Here is a 21,361-nt window from a genome sequence, read left to right on the forward strand (position 1 = left end):
GTCCAGCCGTCGTGTGTCCACGTCGGCAGGTGCGGACGCGGGCGGGCACGTCGGGCTGGTTCCGGATTCGCGCAGGACTTGGCATCGGCGGGTCAGTCTGCGGCACGGGGGAACCCGCGGCAAGCGAAATACAACGACGGCACACCACGAAACTTTCGATGTAGCTCCAGCCTACATGATGGCGAACACATGTTCGAGTCGGGAACCATCGCTCACATGAAGGAATCCGGCTCCCGCACCAAGCTCCCCGCCGCGTACTGGCGGCTGTGGTGGGCCTCGGCGGTGGACAACGTCGGCGACGGGATCTTCGCGGCCGCCGTTCCGCTTTTGACGGTCACGATCACGCGCGATCCGGTGCTGGTCTCGGTCGTCTCGGCGACGACGTACCTGCCCTGGCTCCTGCTCTCCCTTCCCGCGGGCGCGCTCGTGGACCGGCGTGATCGGGTCGGCTTGTTGTGGCGGTCGCAAGCGATGCAGGCGGCGATCGTCGCGGTGGCCGCCGCGATGATTTGGCTGGGGCGGATCGACATCGCGGGTCTCGCGGTCATGGGGTTCGCGCTCAGTGCGTGCGAGGTCGTGTTCGCCAACGCGTCGCTCGCGGTGGTGCCCGACCTTGTCTCCGAGGCGCAGCTGCATCGGGCGAACGGCAGTCAGTACGCGGTCGCCAACGCCGGGCAGTTGTTCGTCGGGCCGCCGATCGGCAGTCTGCTGTTCGCGGTCGCGGCGGCATTGCCGTTCGGAGTGGACGCGGTGTCGTTCGTGGTGTCTGCGGTATTGCTGGCGACCCTCCCGAGGCGTCCGTTGCCGCGGGTTGAGCAGCCGCCGATGCGGGTCGCGGTGGCGGAGGGGGTGCGCTGGCTCGGACGGCATCGGCTGTTGCGCGCGTTGGCGGGGCTGCTGGCGGTGAACACGTTCTGCTACCAGCTCGGCAATGTGACGGTCGTGCTGCTCGCGACACAGATCTTGCACGTCGGCGAGCGCGGTTACGGCGTGCTGCTCGCGGGGGCCGCGGTCGGGAGTGTGCTCGGCGGGATGGTCAACGCGCGGGTCGTGGCGAAAATCGGGGCGCTACAAGCGTTGCTGACCGCCTTGGTCGCCAATGCGGTGATCTTCGTGTTGATCGGTACCAGTCCGAACGCGGTCATTCTTGGGATACTGCTGGGGATTAACGGATTCGCCACGACGCTCTGGAGTGTGGTCACGGTCAGCCTGCGCCAGCAGGCGGTGCCGACGGAACTGCGCGGGCGCGTGCACAGTGTCTACCGGATGCTGGGCTGGGGACTGATGCCGCTGGGATCGCTGGCGGGCGGGCTGGTCGCGGACGTGCTCGGCGTCCGGGCGGCGTATCCGGTGGCGGGGGCGGTGCGGGGAGTCGCGCTGGTTGTCGCGTTGCCGGTGCTTCTTTCGGCGATGCGGAGCGGGCGGTCGTCCGAATGACGGGCACCCGGGAAAAGTGACGGAAATGTCCTCAGTGGACATTCTGCGGCGTCACACGGGGTGATCGTCAATGGGCGGGCAACCGGCCGTATGGCTTTCTTTACTGTCCTTCTTGGAATAGTCCGCTTATTGGCAGTCTGCCGACAACGGGCATTTACTCCGCGCCCTCAAGAAGGCGGTTCCGCTGTTCGGCTATTGGTCGCGGAGAAGCTGCAACGTTTCGCTCGGCGGCGGCGACTGTGCGGGCGGAGGTGCTTGTGGCGGAATCGGCGGAGGCAGTGCGCACTCGAGCGGGACCGAAACACTGGAGGCGCGGGCGGCCTGGCGGTAAGTGCTACTGCCGTCGCACGCCATTCGTGTGGTGGTTCGCCGGGAAGGAATTCCGCGAGGCGGGGAGCTGCCGGAATCTTCCGGTGATCGGGTGAGGTTTAGCGGGCGGATTCCCCGATTCCCTGAGATCGACTTGTCGCGCTACCTGTCCGGGGACGTTATCGGCGACGGCGGGAGGTGATCTTTTCCCGTGCTGACACCGGAGGCGGGCGCGCGGCGGCGATGTTGCTGCGGTCGGTGTAACGGCGAGGGCTGTTGGCACCAGTTCTTTGGTGGTGATCGCCGTTCCGGCGGCGTCGGGAAAGGCGGGTTTACGCTGGTCGGCGCAACGGGAATCGGTGCCGTGCGCGGGAGGAAGATCCGCCGAATGCGAAGGCTGATCTTCCGGTTATCTGTCTTCGCCCCGAGGTGTGAGTCCGTTGTTCATATTTTAGAATGGTCTCGGCAATGTGTGACGCTGGGTGCGAAGCGGCGTATGCGGGAGTCCTTCGTTTGGCGGTTGCTGGAGTGCAACCGAGCTAGGCAGGGTATGGATTCCAGCGCGGGTTTGGGCTCGATGGCGTCCGCGTTGTGCTGGGGCTAGTGCCGCGCGAGCAGGGGGCAATTCCTCGTGCGGCTCCTACGAGTATTCGAAAGGTCTGGTCATGCACTCCCGGAAAGAAAGATTCGAAGTCCCGAGACCGCGCCCGGTGCCCGGCGTCGGCTGTGCGGACCGGCTGGCGGCCGTGCTCCCTCGGCTGGCCGTCCGGCATCGGGTGCCGGGAGCGCAGGTCGCGGTCTGGGCCGGCGGCGAGACCGCAGTGGTCCAGACCGGTGTCGCGAGCCGCGGCAGGCCGATGCGGGAGAGCTCGTGCGTGCCGATCGGCTCGATCACCAAGGTGGCGACCGCGACGCTGGCGATGGTGCTCGTCTCGGACGGCGATCTCGAGCTGGACCAGCCGGTCGGCGAGATCCTCGGCGACCCGGGGCTTCCCGGTTCGCTGACCCTGCGCGGGCTGCTGAGCCACACCACCGGGCTGCCCTCGGACCCGGCCGACGCCGCCGGGTCGTGCCGGAAAGAGGTGCGGGCCGCGGAGTTCGTCTGCGAGCCGGGGACCGCGTTCTCCTATTCCAACCTCGGCTACGCGCTGGTCGGCGAGCTGATCGAAGACGTCACCGGGATGGGCTGGCGCCAGGCGGTCGAGTCGATCCTGTTGCGGCCCTTGGAGATCGCGCCGGTCTACGTCGACAGCCCGGGCATCGCGACCGGGCACGCGCGCGACGGCGAGCGGCCGCTTGCGCAGGTGCTGCCGCCGATGCTGGACCCGGCGGGCGCGCTCGCGCTCAGCGCCCGCGACCTCGTCGCGCTCGGGCGGGTGCACCTCGGCAAACCGGGGTTGCTCGACGTCGTGACGGCGAGTGACCTGCATCGCCCGGTGCCGGGCGCGGAACCGTTCGGCCTCGCGGACGGCTGGGGGCTCGGGCTGGCCTGCTTCGGGGACGAGGAATCCCGCTGGCTCGGACACGACGGGACGGCCGACGGCACCTCGTGCCACCTGCGGATCGACCAGGCCGGCGCCTGCGTGCTCGCGCTGACCGCCAACGGCGCCGGGGGCACCGACCTCTGGCACGACCTGGTAGCCGAGCTGCCGGAATTCGGCCTCCCGCCCCAGCGCGTCCAGGTCGCGGAATCCTGCCCGGTTCCCCTGCCGGACGGCGATTACGGAAGTTTCCGCAATGGCGCCATCGGGTACACGATCCGTCCGGACGCCCTCGGCGGCGCGTGTCTCGACGTGGACGGCGACGTTTTCCCCGAACTGACCCGGTACGCCGACGGCACGTTCACCGTCCGCGATCCGGCGACCGGCCGCGCCACCCCCTGCGGCCGGTTCCGCGGCGAACCCGGCGCGGCGACGGCCGTCGAAATCGGCGGCCGGCTCGCGCGGCGGTGCTGAGCAGCCCGTAGCACTCTTCGTCCCCACCCGCGCCAGGCGGGATCCCTTGGTGTGCCCGGAAGGTAGCGAGAAACGATGACCGCCCAAGACATCCCGGCCGAAACGGATGTGACCGCCACTCTGCCGGAGCTGTTCGCCGCACAGGCGCGGTCGGCTCCGGACGCCGTCGCCGTGGAGGGCGCGGCGGCCCGGCTGACGTACGCCGAACTGGCCGACGAGGCGGGGCGGCTCGCCGCGTACCTGCTGCGGCTGGGGCTGCGCGCGGAGGACCGGGTCGGGGTGCTGGCGGAACGGTCGGCAGGGCTGATCGTCGCGGAACTGGCCGTGGTCGCCGCCGGCGGCGCGTACGTGCCGCTCGACCGGCGCGCGCCGGACAGCCGGTTGCGGACGCTGCTGGTCGAAGCCGGGGTCACGGTGCTGCTGACCGACGACCCGGTCCGCGCCGCGGAAATCCACAGTGGACAGATCGCGGTGCTCGGACGGCCGTTGCCGCAAGCGGATTTCCCTTCGGGGGCGGTGCATCCGGACAACCTGGCGTATCTGGTGCACACGTCCGGATCGACCGGCAAGCCCAAGGGCGTCGCGGTCCGGCACCGGGACGTCGCGGCGCTCGCGGCTGACCGCCGATTCGCGGGGGATGCGCATCGGCGCGTGCTGTTGCACTCGCCGGCCGCTTTCGACGCCTCGACCTATGAAATGTGGGTGCCGTTGCTGACCGGCGGCACCGTCGTGGTCGCGCCGCCCGGCGACCTCGACGTCGAGAGCCTCCGCGAGGTCATCTCCCGGTACGACGTCGGTGCGATCTGGCTGACGGCGGGCCTGTTCCGGGTCGTCGCGCAGGAAGCGCCGGACTGTTTCCAGGGCGTGCGAGAGGTCTGGACCGGTGGCGACGTCGTCCCGGCCGGGGCGGTGCGGCGGGTGCTGCGCGCCTGCCCCGGCGTCACCGTGGTCGACGGGTACGGCCCGACCGAGACCACCACCTTCGCGACGGCCCACGCGGCCCAGTCGGCGGACGTGACGGCGATGCCGATCGGCCGCCCGCTGGACGACGTCCGCGCGTATGTGCTGGACGACGCGCTGAACCCAGTAGCTCCCGGTGAACCCGGCGAGCTGCACCTGGCCGGTGCCGGGCTCGCGCGCGGCTACTGGGCGCGTCCCGGCGCGACGGCGGAGAAGTTCGTCGCCGACCCCGGTGTGCCCGGCGAGCGGATGTACCGCACCGGCGACGTGGTCCGCTGGAACGACGAGGGCGAGCTGGAATTCCTCGGCCGCACTGACGACCAGGTCAAGATCCGCGGTTTCCGGGTGGAACTCGGCGAAATCGAGACCGTGCTCGCCGCGGACGACACCGTCGCGGAGGCCGTGGTCGTCGCGCGGGCGGATGGCCCAGCCACGAAGCGTCTGGTCGCGTACGTCGTGCTGGTGCCGGATGCGCCGCGAAAGGACCTGAAAACCGTTGTCGCGGCAGTATTGCCGGACTATCAGGTGCCTTCGGCGATTGTCGTGCTGGACGAGCTTCCGTTGAGCGCCAACGGAAAGGTCGACCGGAGAGCGCTGCCCGCGCCGTCAGCGGAATCGGCAGACGGCGGAGCTGAGCCGCGGACGGACATCGAACGCGTGGTCGCCGAGATCCTCGCTGAAGTGCTGGGCCTGGACCGGATTGGCGTCGATGACGATTTTTTCGCCCTGGGGGGTGATTCGATCCTGGCGGTGCAGGCGTTGTCCAGGTTGCGCCGGAAGTTCGGCGCGGATCTCTCGGCGCGGGCGCTGTTCGACGCGACCAGCGTGGAAAAGCTCGCGCTGCACCTGGAAAACGGCCCGCGAGCCGAGCAGGCGATCCCGGTCGCGTCGCCGGCTGAGCTGCTTCCGCTGTCCCCGGCGCAGCGGCGGTTGTGGTTCCTCGACGAAATGACCGGCGGCAGCTCCGAATACAACACCGGTGTCGGGATCCGGCTGTCCGGCTCGCTTGACCTCGCGACTCTGCGCGGCGCGCTGGCCTCCCTGTGCGTGCGGCACGAATCGCTGCGCACGACCTTCGATTCCGTTGACGGGCAAGGGATGCAGCGGATCGCGCCGACGGGGGAGATCCCGTTGAGGATAGCGGATTCCGCCCCGGACGACGACGTGCTGAAGGCCGAGCTGAGTGCGCCATTCGACCTGCGAACGGGACCGTTGACCCGAGCCGTGCTGTTCCCTTCCGGCCCGGACGAGCACCTGCTTGTGTTGTGCCAGCACCACATCGTCACTGACGGCCGGTCGATCGCGGTGCTCACCGACGAACTTCTCGACCTGTACAGCGGCAAGACCCTGCCCCCGCTGCCGCTCGGCTACCAGGACTACACCCGGTGGCGTCTGGCGTCCGAACGTCTCGACCAGCTCGGCTACTGGCGCGAAACCCTCGACGGCCTGGAACCGCTCGCGCTCCCGACCGACCGTCCTCGGCCTCCGCAGCGCACCACCGAAGGCGCGGTGCACCGGCACGATCTGCCCGCCGACCTGGTGCGCCGGGTCGCGGAAGCGGGCCGGGCGCGGGGCGCGACGTTGTTCATGACCCTGACCGCCGCGATCCAGACGGTCCTGGCTGCTTACAGCGGCCAGCGAGACGTCGCGGTCGGCACGGCGGTGTCCGGCCGCGACCGGGCCGAACTGGAGCCGTTGACCGGATTCTTCGTCAACACGCTCGTGCTGCGGTCCTCAGTGGACGGTGCGCGGCCGTTCGACCGCTTCCTGGCGGAGTTCCGCGAGACCGTGCTGGCCGCGTTCGCGCACGGCGACGTCCCGTTCGACCGCGTGGTGGAGGAAATCCAGCCCGAACGCGACCCGTCGCGGACGCCGTTGGTGCAGGCCGTCGTCGTCCTGCAACGCCCGCTGGTGTCGGAACGGACGGTCGCCGGGCTGCGGGTCAGCGAGTACGCGCTGCCCCGGCCCTCGGCGCGGTTTGACCTGGTGGTGGAGTTCTGGCCGCGACCCGACGGCCTGCGCGTCACCGTCGAGTACGCCACCGCGCTCTTCGACGCTGCCACGATCAAACGTCTCGCACGGAGCCTGGAAGTGCTGCTCACCGGGATCGCCGCCGACCCGTCGCGGCCGGTGGGCGACCTCCCGCTGCTCACCGCCGAAGACCGCCGGTTCCTGCTGCCGAGCCAGCTGGAGAACACGCCCGCCGAGACAGTGCCGGAGCTGTTCGACCGACGCGCCGAGCAAAGTCCACACGCCGCAGCCGTGGTGTGCGGCGACATCAGCCTGAGCTACGCGGAGCTGCAGGCGAGGGCGAACCGCCTCGCGCAGCACCTGATCCGGCGCGGCATCAGGCCGGAAGAGCGGGTCGGCGTGCTGCTGGACCGCTCGGCCGATCTCGTCGTGGCCGTCCTGGCGATCCTCAAGGCAGGCGCGGCCTACCTGCCCTTGGACCTGCGAGCCCCGGCCGACCGCCTGCGCCGCGTCCTCGACGGAGTATCGCTGGTGCTCACCGACGACACCTGGCACGACACCGCCGTCGCCGTCCACAAGGGAATCTCTCTGTCCGTGAAGGGCTCCTTGAGGGAATCTGATTCCCTCAAGGAGCCCTTCACGGACCTCAGCCCGAACAACCTGGCCTATGTCGAGTACACGTCCGGGTCGACTGGTGTCCCGAAGGGCGTGGCCGTGCGGCACGCGGACGTCACCGCACTCGCGACTGACCCGCGCTTCGCCAGCCACGAGCGGGTCCTCCTGCATTCCCCGCTGGCCTTCGACGCGTCCACCTACGAGCTGTGGGTGCCGCTGCTCAACGGCGGCACCGTGGTCGTCGCGCCACCCGGCGACCTGGATGCCGAGGTGATCCAACGGCTGGTCACCAAACACCACATCACCGCCCTCTGGCTGACCGCCGGACTGTTCCGCCTCTTCGCCGAGGAAACGCCCGAATGCTTCGCCGGACTGCGCGAGGTCTGGACCGGCGGCGACGTCGTGCCGCCGCCCGCCGCGCAACGGGTCCTCGACAGCTGCCCCGGCATCGCCGTCGTGGACGGTTACGGCCCGACCGAGACCACCACCTTCGCCACGTCCTTCCGGATCACCTCCGAGGTCCCCGACGTCATCCCGATCGGCACGCCGCTGCGAGACGTCCAGATCAACGTCGTCGACGACCGGCTCCGCCTGCTGCCGCGCGGCGCCGCCGGCGAGATCTGCATCGCCGGGGCCGGGCTCGCGCGCGGCTACTTCGACCAGCCGGGCCTGACCGCCGACCGGTTCGTCGCCGATCCGTTCGGCAACCCGGGGGACCGGATGTACCGGACCGGCGACCTCGGCCGGTGGCGCACCGACGGGACGCTCGAATTCCTCGGCCGCGTGGACGACCAGGTCAAGATCCGCGGCTTCCGCGTCGAACCGGCCGAGATCGAACGCGCGCTGGCGGCCGGGGAAGACGTGGCACAGGCGTACGTGACCATCCGGGCCGCCGGCGGACGCAAGCAGCTGGTCGGTTACGTGGTCCCGGCAACCGTGGACACCGAGGCGCTCCGCCACGCCGTCGCCCGCACGCTGCCGGACTACATGGTGCCGTCGGTGCTCGTCCCGATGGCCGAACTGCCGCTCACCGCCAACGGCAAGGTCGACCGCCGCGCACTGCCGGAGCCGCAGACGTCCAGCGAGCGGACAGTCGCCCCTCGCACCGAACGGGAGGCGGTGCTCGCCGGGATCTGGGCCGACGTGCTCGGCCTCGACCGCGTCGGCGTGGACGACAACTTCTTCGCCCTCGGCGGCGATTCGATCCTGAGCATCCAAGTGAGCGCCCGCGCCCGGCAAACGGGGCTCAGCGTGACCACCGCCGATCTGTTCCGCCACCAGACCATCGCCGCGCTCGCCCCGGCCGTCAGCGAGGCCGCGGCGATCCCGGCACGCGGTCCGGAAAGCGGCGACGTCGTCCTGACCCCGATCCAGCACTGGTTCTTCGGCCTGGGCACGGACCGCTTCGACCAGACGATCGCCGTCGAGCTCCCCGCTGACGTCGACCTGACCGCGCTGATCCTCGCGCTGGCCGCGTTGTCCGAGCAGCACGACGCGCTGCGGATGCGGTTCAGCCACGACCGCGACGCTTGGCATCAGCACAACACCGCTGTCGGCGAAGGACACACGCTGCTGCGATGGACGTTGTCCGGCGAGCCTCGGACGCTGCACCTGGCCGCGCACCACCTGGTGGTCGACGGGGTGTCGTGGCGGGTGCTGCTCGAAGACCTCGACCGCGCCTACCAGCAGGCCGTGCGCGGCGAACCGATCGACCTCGGCCCGCGGACGACGTCCTTCCGCGAGTGGGCGAAAAGGCTCGCCGAGCACGCAGAAGCGGGCGGCTTCGACGACGAACTCGCGCACTGGTGGGAACTGCCCACGCCGACGCCGCTTCCGGTCGACGGCACCGCGGAAAACACGTTCGGCCACGCCCGCGTCGTCACGGCCCGGCTCACCGCGGACGAGACGCACGCGTTGCTGCGCCAGGTTCCACAGGCCTACCGGACGCAGGTCAACGACGTCCTGCTGGCCGCGCTGGGCCGGGTGCTGGGGGACTGGACCGGGAGCCAGCCGGTCGTCGACCTCGAAGGGCACGGCCGCGAGGAGCTGTTCGACGGCGTCGACCTGTCGCGGACGGTCGGCTGGTTCACGAGCATGTTCCCGGTGGCGCTGGACGTTCCGGACGGCTGGGGCGCGGCGCTGAAGGCAGTCAAGGAGCAGCTGCGCGCGGTCCCGCGACGGGGGGTCGGCTATGGCGCGCTGCGGTATCTGGCCGGGTCGGCACCGGTGATCGAACCGCAGGTGAGCTTCAACTACCTCGGCCAGTTCGACCTTCCCGGCGACCTTTACCCGGCGCTGCACCGCGAACTCGCGCTGGACGTCGCGCCGGACACTGTCCGTCCGCACCTGCTGGAGGTGGTCGGCCGGGTCGAGGGCGGCGAGCTGGAACTGGCCTGGCATTACGCCGAGGGCGTCCATGATAAGTCCACTGTGGACCGGCTGGCCGCGGCGATGGCCGAGGCCCTGCGCGAGATCGTCCGGCATTGCGCGGAGCCGGGAGCGGGCGGCCGGACGCCGTCGGACTTCCCGCTGACCGGGCTCGACCAAGCAGGAGTGGACGATTTGGTCGGCGACGGCCGGGACGTCGAGGACATCTACCCGCTGACGCCGATGCAGGCCGGGATGGTGTTCCACGACCTGGCCCAGCCCGGCGACCGGGTCTACTTCGAACAGGTTTCGTTCACCGTGGACGATGTGCCGGATCCGCGGCGGCTCGGCGAGGCGTGGAAGCGGATTGTCGAGCGGACCCCGATCCTCCGCAGCCGCATCGTGTGGGACGGCGTGCCCCAGCCGCTGCAGGTCGTGCACCGCGCGGTCGACCTCCCAGTGTCCTATCTGGACTGGTCCACTGTGGACGCGGAGAAAGCTCTAACAGATCAGCTGGAACAAGACCTCGCTGAAGGATTCGACCTCGCCCAGGCTCCGCTGGCCCGGCTGGCCATCGCACGGGAATCCGCCACAAAGGTGCGCGTGCTCTGGACCTTCCACCACGTCCTCCTCGACGGCTGGAGCGTCTTCGGCATCCTCTCCGACGTCGTCGCCCTGCTGCGCGGCGAAGAACCGCCCGTACGGCCCCCGTTCCGCGACTACGCGGCCTGGCTGGCCGCACAAGACGACGAGCGCGCCGAGGAACACTGGCGAACCGAACTCGCCGGAGTGACGCCGACTCCGCTGCCCCTCGAACGTCCCGCCGTCCGCACGCACACGTCGAGTTCGACCGGCCGGATCCCGGTGGAACTGGACGACGAGACGTCCGCCGCGGTGTATGCCTTCGCGCGGCGGCACCGGCTGACCGTCAACACCGTCGTCCAAGGTGCCTGGGCCGCGTTGCTGGCGCGCTACAGCGGCGAAACCGAGGTGTGCTTCGGCGCGACGGTGTCCGGCCGTCCGGCGGAACTGCCTGGCGCGGACGACATTCCCGGCATCTTCATCAACACCCTGCCGGTGCGCGTCCGGCTCGACGGCGCGCGCGGAGTCGCGGATTGGTTGCGCGATCTTCAAGCGGCACAGGCGGAATCGCGCCGATTCGGGCATGTCGGCCTGATCAAGCTGCAGTCCTGGAGCGGCGGCGGAAGCCTGTTCGACAGCATCGTGGTCTTCGAGAACTACCCGATCGACGAGGTGCCGCAGCTGCGTGACGTCCGCGCGGCCGAGCGGACCAGCTACCCGCTGGGCGTCGTCGCCTACCCCGGACGTCGGCTGTCGATGATTCTCACGCACGACCCCGCGAGGATCGGCGACACCGCGGCGGCACGGCTCGCGGCGCACCTCGAAGCGCTGGCCCGGGGCATGATCGCGGCACCGCACGAGCCGGTGTCCCGCGTGCCGATGCTGTCCGAGACCGAGGTCAAGCACCTGCTCGTCGAGCGGAACGAGACCGCGCGGCCGCTCCCGGCCAAGGCGGTGCCGGAGCTGTTCGAAGCCCAGGCTCGCCGCACTCCGGACGCCGTCGCGCTGGTGACGGACGAGGAGCAGATCACCTATCGCGAACTCGATGTCCGCGCGAACCGGCTGGCCCACCGGCTGATCGAGGCCGGTATCCAGGCGGAGGACCGCGTCGCCGTCCTGATGAACCGCTCGCCGGAACTCGTCGTCGCCGAACTCGCGATCATCAAGGCCGGTGGCGCTTATCTGCCGCTGGACCTGCGCGCTCCGGCCGAGCGGTTGCGGCTGCTCCTCGACGAGGCCGAGGTGACGGTGCTGATCGCCGACGCGGCCTGGCTGGCGACCGCCGAGGAGGTCCACACCGGCGCCATCATCACCGGCGAAAGCGGTGCCACGGACACTCCGCCAGCCGTCCGGGTCGATCCCGAACAGCTCGCGTACGTCATCTACACCTCCGGTTCGACCGGTCGTCCAAAGGGCGTTTCGGCCCGGCATTGCGACGTCGTGGCCCTGGCCATCGACCAGCGGTTCGCCCGGCACGACCGGATTCTGCTGCACTCGCAACAGGCCTTCGACGCCGCGACCTACGAGCTGTGGGTGCCGCTGCTGAACGGCGGCACCGTCGTGCTGGCCCCGCCGGGAGACGTGGACGTCGAGACGCTCGGCCGCTCGCTCACCACGCACGGCGTGACCGGCGCGTTCCTCACCACCGGGCTGTTCCGGCTGGTCGCGCAGGAATCGCCGGAGGTCTTCGCGGGCGTGCGGGAAGTCTGGACCGGCGGCGACGCCGTCCCCGCGGCAGCGCTGCGCCGCGTCCAGGCCGCCTGCCCGGACACCTTGGTCGCCGACGTCTACGGCCCCACCGAGACCACCACGTTCGCGACCGTGCACCCGTTGCCCGGCGAGGTGCCGGACGTCGTCCCGATCGGCGAGCCGCTCGACCACACCCGCGTGTACGTCCTCGACGACGACCTCCGGCTCGCCCCGCCCGGCGCGCCCGGCGAACTGCACATCGCCGGCGCGGGACTGGCGCGCGGCTATCTCGGCCGGTCCGGGCTGACCGCCGAGCGGTTCGTCGCGGATCCGTTCGGGCCGCCGGGGGAGCGGATGTACCGCACCGGCGACCTGGTGCGCTGGAACGACGAGGGCGCGCTGGAGTTCGTCGGCCGGGCCGACGAGCAGGTCAAGATCCGCGGCTTCCGGGTCGAGCCGAGCGAGATCGAAGCCGCGCTCGGCGAGCACCCGGGCGTCGAACAAGCCGCCGTGCTGGCCCGCGAGGACGGCGGCGTGAAGCGCCTGGTCGCCTATGTCGTCGGCGAAACCGGTGGCCTGGCGGAGTTCCTCGGCCGGACGCTGCCGGACTACATGGTGCCCGCCGCGTTCGTCCGGCTGGAGCGGTTCCCGGTGAACGTCAACGGGAAGCTCGACCGGCAGGCGTTGCCGACGCCCGAGTTCGGCGCGCGGGACCACGTCGCGCCGCGGACCGAGCGCGAACGCGCGATCGCCGAGATCTGGGCCGACGTGCTCAGCGTCGAACGCGTCGGCGCGACGGACGACTTCTTCGAGCTGGGCGGCGATTCGATCCTCAGCATGCAGGTGGTCTCCCGCGCCCGCCGGGCCGGGCTGGAACTGCAGCCCGGCGACTTGTTCGCGCACCGCACCCCGGCCGCGCTCGCCACGGCGGCCCGCACCGCGACGGCGGCCGTCGAACGCGGCCCGGTCCACGGCCCGGTGCCGCTGACCCCGATCCAGCGCTGGTTCTTCGCGACGCAAACCGCCGAGCCGGACCACTTCCACCAGTACGTCCGGCTGGGCACCGTCGATCCAGACGCGGCGCGCGCGGCCGTCGAGGCGCTGCTGACGCACCACGACGCGCTCCGGATGCGCTTCGCCCGCGGCGAAACCCACTGGCTGCAGGAAAACGGCCCGATCGGCGCCGAAACACCGCTGGTCAGCTTCGACCAGGACCGGCTTTCCGTGCACCACCTCGTGGTCGACGGCGTCTCCTGGCGCGTGCTCATCGAGGACTTCGAGCGCGCTTACAACCAGGTGCTGGAGGGCAAACCGATCGATCTCGGCCCCCGCACGACGTCCTTCCGCGACTGGGCGATCCGGCTCGCCGAGCACACCGCCGCCGGCGGATTCGACGACGAACTCGGCTACTGGCGAGGCGTGTCCGGCCGGACCACAGTGCCGGTCGACGGCCGAGGCGACGCGACCGTCGCTTCGATGCGTTCGGTGACCGTCCGGCTGTCCGCGGCAGAGACCGGGGCGCTGCTGCGTGATGTCCCGAAGGTCTATCGCACGCAGGTCAACGACGTGCTGCTGACCGCGCTCGGCCGCGTCCTGCGCGACTGGACCGGCGGGACGTCCGTGGTCGACCTGGAAGGCCACGGCCGCGAGGAGCTGTTCGACGACGTCGACCTGTCCCGGACCGTCGGCTGGTTCACCACGGTCTTCCCGGTGGCGCTGGACGTCCCGGACGACTGGGGCAGCGCGCTCAAGTCCGTCAAGGAGCAGCTGCGCGCGGTGCCGCGCCGGGGGATCGGTTACGGCGCGCTGCGGTACCTGACCGGTGCCGCGCCGGAGATCGACCCGCAGGTGAGTTTCAACTACCTCGGCCAGTTCGGCTCCGGCCGGCTGGAGTCCGACGAAAGCCCGCGCTCGGCTCGCGCGCACCTGCTGGACGTCGTCGGCCGCGTCGAGACCGGCGAGCTGGAATTGACCTGGTACTACGCCGAAGGCGTCCACGACCGGTCCACTATGGACACTCTTGCCGCCGAGATGACCACCGCGCTGCGCGAGATCATCCGGCACTGCGCGGAGCCGGGAGCGGGCGGCCGGACGCCGTCGGACTTCCCGCTGGCCGCGCTGAATCAGTCCACAGTAGATGATCTGGTCGGCGACGGCCGAGACGTCGAAGACGTCTACCCGCTGACGCCGATGCAGTCCGGGATGGTGTTCCACGCGCTGTCCCAACCCGGCGAGCGCGTCTACTTCCAGCAGGTCGGGTTCGTGCTCGACGGCGTCGAAGACGTGGCCGCGCTGGAACGGGCGTGGCAGCAGGTGGTCGACCGGACGCCGGTGCTGCGGACGCGGATCGCCTGGGAAGGCGTGCCCGAGCCGGTCCAGGTCGTGCAGCGGCAGGTCCCGGTCCCGATCGCCCGGCACGACTGGCGCGGCCGGACCCCGGACGAACGCGACCAGGCGTGGCAGGACCTGCTCGCCGCCGATCGGGCCCAAGGGCTCGACTTCACCGAAATGCCGTTGCTGCGGCTGGCTTTCGCGCGATTGTCGGACACCGAAGTCCGTGTGCTGTGGACGTTCCACCACGTCCTGCTCGACGGCTGGAGCGTCTTCGGCGTGCTGTCCGACGTCTTCGCCGCCTACGCTCGCGCCGAGCTTCCCGAGCGACCGCCGTTCCGCGACTACGTCGCCTGGCTGGACCGGCAGGACGACGCCGCGGCCGAGGAGCACTGGCGGCGCGAACTAGGCAGTCTCGTCGCACCGGCCCGGCTGCCGTATGACCGCGCTCCTGCGCAAGCGCACACGAGCCGGTCGTCGGAATGGCTGCGCGTGCCGGTCGAGAATTCCGCACAGCTACGGGACTTCGCGCGCCGCGCCGGTCTCACGCTCAACACCGTCCTGCAAGGCGCGTGGGCGCTGGTGCTGGCGCGGCTCAGCGGCGAGCGCGACGTCTGCTTCGGCACCACGGTCTCCGGCCGTCCGGTCGATCTGCCGGGCGCGGACGACATCACCGGCATCTTCATCAACACCCTGCCCGTGCGGATCACCGTGGCCGGGTCTGACGTGACCGAGTGGCTCGCTCAGTTGCAGGCTGCTCAGGTCGAATCCCGCCGCTACGGCCACCTTCCGCTGACGAAGCTGCAGGCGTGGAGCGGTTGCGGCGGAAGCCTTTTCGACAGCATCGTGGTCTTCGAGAACTACCCGATCGACAATGCGTCGACGCCCGGACTACGGCTGCGTGACGTTGACGCTGCCGAGACGACGAACTACCCGATCAGTGTCGTCGCGTCGCCGGGGGAGCAGTTGACCCTCGACGTCGGCTACGACCCTGATCTTTTCGACGCGGAGACTGCCGAGCGGATCACTCGCCAGCTCACCTCTGTCCTTGAGGCCTTCGGCACGCATCAGTCGCTGGAGGACATCGACCTGCTCACAGCGGCCGAGCGAAGGCAGGTGCTCCGCGACTGGAACGACACCGGCCAGCCGCTCCCGGAAGACGACCTGGCCGAACTGTTCGCCGAGCAGGTCCGGCACGCGCCGGAAGCGGTCGCGGTGGCGGGCGACGGAATCCGCCTGACCTACGCGGAGCTGGACCGGCGATCCGACCGCCTCGCCCGCTATCTGGTCTCGCTCGGCACGAAGCCGGAAACGCTCGTCGGCGTGCTGATGGACCGTTCTCCGGGGCTGATCATCGCCGAACTCGCGATCATCAAGGCCGGTGCCGCCTACCTGCCGCTGGACACCCGCGCGCCCGAGCCCCGGCTCAAGACCCTCCTGTCCGGCGTAAAAATCCTGGTCACCGACGACGCGTGGCGCGATACCGCCGAAAAGGTCCACAGTGGACACATCGTCGTGCCCGGCGACCAAACCGCGGCCACGCAGCTCCCGAAGGCGGACCCGGACAACCTGGCGTACGTCATGTACACCTCGGGTTCGACCGGAAAGCCGAAGGGCGTCGCACCCAGCCGCCGCGACATCGTGGCGCTGGCGGCGGACCGGCGTTTCGCGGCGCACCACCGGATCCTGCTGCACGCGTCCCAGGCTTTCGACGCCTCGACGTACGAGCTGTGGGTGCCGCTACTGAGCGGCGGCACGGTCGTCGTCGCCCCTCCCGGAGACCTCGACCTGGAGACCATCGGTCGCCTGTTCGCCGAGCACCGGGTCAACGCCGCGTTCCTCACTACCGGGCTGTTCCGGCTCGCGGCACGCGAAGCACCGGAGATCTTCCGCGGCCTGCAGGAGGTCTGGACCGGTGGCGACGCCGTCCCGTCGGCCGCTGTGCGACGGGTGCGGGAGGCCTGCCCGGACACGACCGTCGTGGACGTCTACGGCCCGACCGAGACGACGACCTTCGCGCTGTCGCACCCGGTTCTCGGCCCGGTGCCCGACGTCGTGCCGATCGGGAAGCCGCTGGACAACACGCGGGCCTACGTCCTCGGCCCGGATCTGCGGCCGGTGCCGCCGGGCGCGCTCGGCGAACTGCACCTCGCCGGCGCGGGCCTGGCGCGCGGGTACCACGGCGCTCCCGGACTGACCGCCGAGCGGTTCCTGCCCGACCCGTTCGGGCCGCCGGGGGAGCGGATGTACCGCACCGGCGACCTGGTCCGCTGGACCGCGAACGGCGAGCTGGACTTCGCCGGGCGCGTGGACGAGCAGGTCAAGATCCGCGGGTTCCGGATCGAACCCGGCGAGGTCGAGGCCGCGCTGGCCGCGCACCCCGGGATCTCCCAGGCCGCCGTGCTGGCGCGGGAGGACCACGGCGTCAAGCGGCTCGTCGCCTACTACACCGGCGACGCGGACGAGCTGTCCGCGTTCCTCGGCCGGACCCTGCCGGACTACATGGTCCCGGCCGCGTTCGTCCGGCTCGACCGATTGCCGTTGACCGGCAACGGAAAACTCGACCGGAACGCGCTGCCCGCCCCGGACTTCGCCGCCACCGGCACCCGCACGGCCCCGGCGACCGAGGCCGAACGGGTCCTGGCCGGGATCTGGTCCGAGGTGCTCGGCGTCGAGGACGTCGGGGCCGAGACGAACTTCTTCGAACTCGGCGGCGACTCGATCCTCAGCATCCAGGTCGTCTCCCGGGCCCGCCGCGCCGGGCTGATCCTGTTGCCGCACGAGGTGTTCCGGCACCCGACGCTGGCCGCCTTGGCCGCGCACGCGGGCGGCGACCGCGGGCCGAAAGCGGAGCAGGGCCCGGTCGTCGGCGAAGCACCGCTCACGCCGATCCAGCGGTGGTACTTCGAGACCCAGCCGGAGCGGTTCGACCAGCGGGTCGTCGTGGAGTTCGCCGAGGACGTCGACGAACCAGCGCTGCGCCGGGCCTTGAAGACGGTCTGGGAGCACCACGACGCGCTGCGCTTGCGGTTCGACAAAGCTCAGCACAGCGATCCGGCCGGACCGGCGGAACTGCTCGTCGGCGAGCCCGTGTTCGATGTGCGGCGGGGTCCGCTGCTGAACGCGGTCCTCGACGGGCGACGACTCCTGCTGGCCGCGCACCACCTGGTCATCGACGGTGTTTCGTGGCGGATTCTCTTGGAGGACTTGGAAGCCGCCTATCGCGGCGAAGACCTCGAGCCGAAGACGACGTCGTTCCTCGCCTGGTCCCGGCGGCTCGCCGACCACGCCGAGGCAGGCGGTTTCGACGACGAACTCGCCCACTGGCAGTCCCTTCCGCCGGTGATTCCGGCCGACCCGGGCGTCATCGCCGACACCCGCGAGGTCACCGTCCGCCTCACCGCCGAGGAAACCCGCGCGCTGCTGCAGGACGTCCCCGAGGTCTACCGGACGCAGGTCAACGACGTGCTGCTGGCCGCGCTAGGCCGCGTGCTGCGGGACTGGACCGGCGCAGTCCCGGTGATCGACCTCGAAGGCCACGGCCGCGAGGACCTGTTCGAGGGCATCGACCTGTCCCGGACGGTCGGCTGGTTCACCAGCATGTTCCCGGTCGCGCTGGACGTCCCGGACGACTGGGGCCGCGCGCTGAAGGCGGTCAAGGAACAGTTGCGCGCGGTTCCGCGGCGGGGCATCGGTTACGGCGCACTGCGCTACCTGACTGGCACCGCGCCAGCGATCGATCCGCAGGTGAGCTTCAACTACCTCGGACAGTTCAGCGCGGCAGAAGGCGGGCTGTTCCGCGTCGGCAGCCTGGACGCCGACGTCGACCCGGACGCGCCCCGGACACACGTGCTCGACGTCGTCGGCCGGGTCGAAGCGGGTGTTCTGGAACTGACCTGGTCCCACGCCACCGTCGGCGACACCGTCGAATCCCTGGCCGAGCAGATGCTGACGGCACTGCGGGAGATCATCGCGCACTGCGCCGAGCCCGAAGCAGGCGGACGCACGCCGTCCGACTTCCCGCTCGCCGCGCTCGACCAGGCAGGAGTGGACCGACTGGTCGAGGGCCGGAACGTCGAGGACATCTACCCGCTGACGCCGATGCAGGGCGGGATGGTCTTCCACGGCCTGTCGCAGACCTCGCAGGGCATGTACTTCGAGCAGGCGACCTTCGTGCTCGAAGGCGTCACCGACCCGCACCGGCTCGGCGAGGCGTGGCAGCAGGTCGTCGACCGCACGCCGGTGCTGCGCACGTCCTTCGTCTGGGCCGGCGTGGAAGAGCCGGTCCAGGTCGTGCACCGGGACGCCGAACTGCCGGTCCGGCACCTCGACTGGACCGGCCTCGACGGGCACGGTACGGAGCTGGCGAGGCTGCTCGCCGAAGACCGGGCGCAAGGCCTCGACCTGGCCGACGCGCCGCTGGCCCGCGTCGCCCTCGCCCGGCTTTCGGACACGGAAGTCCTGGTGCTGTGGACGTTCCACCACGTCCTGCTCGACGGCTGGAGCGTCTTCCAGATCCTCTCGGACGTCTGCACCGCCTATGCCCGGCAGCCGCTGCCGTCCCGGCCGCCGTTCCGCGACTATCTCGCCTGGCTGGGCGAGCACGACCAGGCCGCCGCCGAACAGTTCTGGCGCACCGCGCTCGCCGGGGTCGAAGGCCCGACGCAGCTGCCGAGCGACCGGACCCCGCCGTCCGGCCACGCCCCGTGCTCGGCCGAGTGGCTGCCCGTCCGCCTCGACCGGGCCGCCACCGCCCGGCTGGACGCGTTCGTCAAACGCCACGGCCTCACCCACAACGTCGTGCTGCAGGGAGCGTGGGCGTTGCTGCTGTCGGTCTACAGTGGACAGAACGACGTCGTGTTCGGGGCCACCGCTTCCGGACGTCCGGCCGAAGTGCCTGGAGTGGACGACATTCCCGGCATCTTCATCAACACGCTGCCGGTGCGGGTCGCGGTGGACCGGGGCATTCCTGTCGCCGACTGGCTCGCCGGGCTGCAAGCGGCGCAAGCCGAAGCGCGCGGACACGGGCACGTCCCGCTCGCGCGGGTCCAGGGCTGGGCGGGCCTGCCGGGCGGCGTGAACCTGTGCGACAGCCTGGTGGTGTTCGAGAACTACCCGATCACCGGCGCGGCGGCCGGACACGGCCTGACCGTGCGCGACCTGTCCGCCCGGGAGACCACGAACTTCCCGGTCACCGTGGTCGCCTCGCCCGGTTCGGAGCTGTCGGTGGACGTCGGGTACGACCCGGCGCTGTTCGACCCCGAGACAGTGACAGACCTGGCCTCCCGGCTGCTGGAGATCCTCAGCGGCCTGACCTCCGACGGGGACCGCACGCTCGGCGCCGTCCCGGTCATCACCGCGGCGGAGACCCGGCTCCTCGCGGAACGGGCCGACACCTGCGGCGAACCGGAACCCCGGTCGCTGCCCGACCTGTTCGCCGACCAGGTCCGCGTCCGGCCGAACGCCCTCGCCGCCGTGCTCGGCGGCGAACCGGTCACCTACGCCGAGCTGAACCGGCGGGCCAACCGCCTCGCGAACCGGCTCGCCGGGCTCGGGCTGCGGCCGGAGGAACCGGTCGGGCTCGCCGTGGACCACGCGGCCGCGGTGATCGCCGAGCTGGCGGTGGCCAAGGCAGGCGGCGCGTACCTGCCGATCGACGCGCGGGCACCGATCGAGCGGCAGCGGGTGCTGCTCGACGGCGTCCGGTTCATCGTCGCGGCGGAAGAGCATCCGCTCGCCCAGACGGTTCTGCTGTCCTCTGTGGACGACGAACCGGACAGCGATCCGGACATCACCGTCGACCCGGATCAGGCGGCCTGCGTGATGTTCACGTCCGGCTCGTCCGGGGTGCCGAAGGGCGTGGTGGTGCGCCACCGCGACGTCGCCGCGCTGGCCGCCGACCGCCGGTTCCGCTGCGGGGCGCACGAACGGGTCCTGCTGCACTCGCCGCTCGCGTTCGACGCCGCGACCTACGAGCTGTGGGTGCCGCTGCTCACCGGCGGCTGGGTCGTCACCAGCCCGGACCCGGGCCTCGACGCCCCGCTGCTGCGCGGCCTCGTCCGCGAGCACGGCCTGACCGCGGTGTGGGTCACCGCGGGGCTGTTCCGGATCCTGGCCCAGGAGACGCCGGAGTGCTTCACCGGCCTGCGCGAGGTCTGGACCGGCGGCGACGTCGTCCCGGCCGAGGCGGTGCGGCGGGTGCTGGCGGCGTGTCCCGGGCTGCGGATCGTCGACGGCTACGGCCCGACCGAGACGACCGTGTTCGCCACCGCCTATCCGATGGACGCGCCGCCGCCGGACCGGATCCCGATCGGCCGCCCGCTCGACGGCACCCGCGCCCGGGTGCTCGACGCGGACCTGCGCCCGGTGCCGCCGGGCGTGCCCGGCGAGCTGTGCCTGGCCGGCGCGGGCCTCGCCCGGGGCTACCGCGACCGGCCGGGCCTGACCGCGGACCGGTTCGTCGCCGACCCGGACGGCCCGCCGGGGGAGCGGATGTACCGCACCGGCGACCTCGTCCGCTGGCGGGCCGACGGCACGCTGGAATTCCTCGGCCGCCGCGACGACCAGGTCAAACTGCGCGGGTTCCGGGTCGAACCGGGCGAGGTCGAGGCCGTGCTGGCCAAGCACCCCGACGTCGCGCAGGCTGCGGTGCTCGTCCGCGAGGACCAGCCCGGCGCGAAGCAATTGGCCGCCTATGTCGTCGGGGCGGCCGGAGAACATGTGCTCAGGGAGTTCCTGGCCCGGTCCCTGCCGGACTACCTGGTGCCGTCGGTGTTCGTCGCGCTCGACCGGCTTCCGGTGAGCGCCAACGGAAAACTCGACCGACGCGCACTGCCCGCGCCGCGGGCGGCGGAGACCGGACACGTCGAACCGCGGACGGAGACCGAGCGAGCGCTCGCCGGGATCTGGGCCGAGGTGCTCGGCGCGGACCGGGTCGGCACGCAGGACAGTTTCTTCGCCCTCGGCGGAGATTCGCTGCGCAGCCTGCACATCTCCGCGAAAGCGAGCGCGCTCTTCGACGTCCGGCTCACCCCGGCCGACGTGCTGGCCGCGCGCACCGTCGCGGCGCTGGCCGAAACCGTCGAAGACCTCGTGCTCAGCGAGCTGGAACGCCTTGCCGCTGAACTGGAATCGTGAGGACTCCC

General features: G+C 71.0%; 3 protein-coding genes. All 3 read left to right on the forward strand.

Translation table 11 applies throughout. The annotated features are described in order from the left end of the window. Positions 1 to 216: 216 nt before the first annotated feature. The 3 genes from ABZX37_RS34005 (at position 217) to ABZX37_RS34015 (ending at position 21,353) form a co-directional block, all read left to right on the forward strand. Entirely contained in the window at positions 217 to 1,437 is a 1,221-nt protein-coding gene (locus ABZX37_RS34005) for an MFS transporter (protein ID WP_354746586.1), read from the forward strand. A 974-nt stretch (positions 1,438 to 2,411) separates the two neighbouring features. Then, positions 2,412 to 3,701 carry a serine hydrolase domain-containing protein gene (locus ABZX37_RS34010; protein ID WP_354746588.1) on the forward strand — a complete coding sequence of 430 codons (1,290 nt, stop codon included), beginning with the start codon at positions 2,412 to 2,414 and terminating at the stop codon, positions 3,699 to 3,701. A 75-nt stretch (positions 3,702 to 3,776) separates the two neighbouring features. Further along, the gene (locus tag ABZX37_RS34015) at positions 3,777 to 21,353 is read left to right on the forward strand and encodes a non-ribosomal peptide synthase/polyketide synthase (RefSeq protein WP_354746589.1); all 17,577 of its coding nucleotides are present in this window, start codon (positions 3,777 to 3,779) and stop codon (positions 21,351 to 21,353) included. Positions 21,354 to 21,361: the final 8 nt, after the last annotated feature.

The sequence above is a fragment of the Amycolatopsis sp. NPDC004079 genome, from assembly GCF_040610415.1.
In the GTDB taxonomy this organism is placed as follows: domain Bacteria; phylum Actinomycetota; class Actinomycetes; order Mycobacteriales; family Pseudonocardiaceae; genus Amycolatopsis; species Amycolatopsis halotolerans.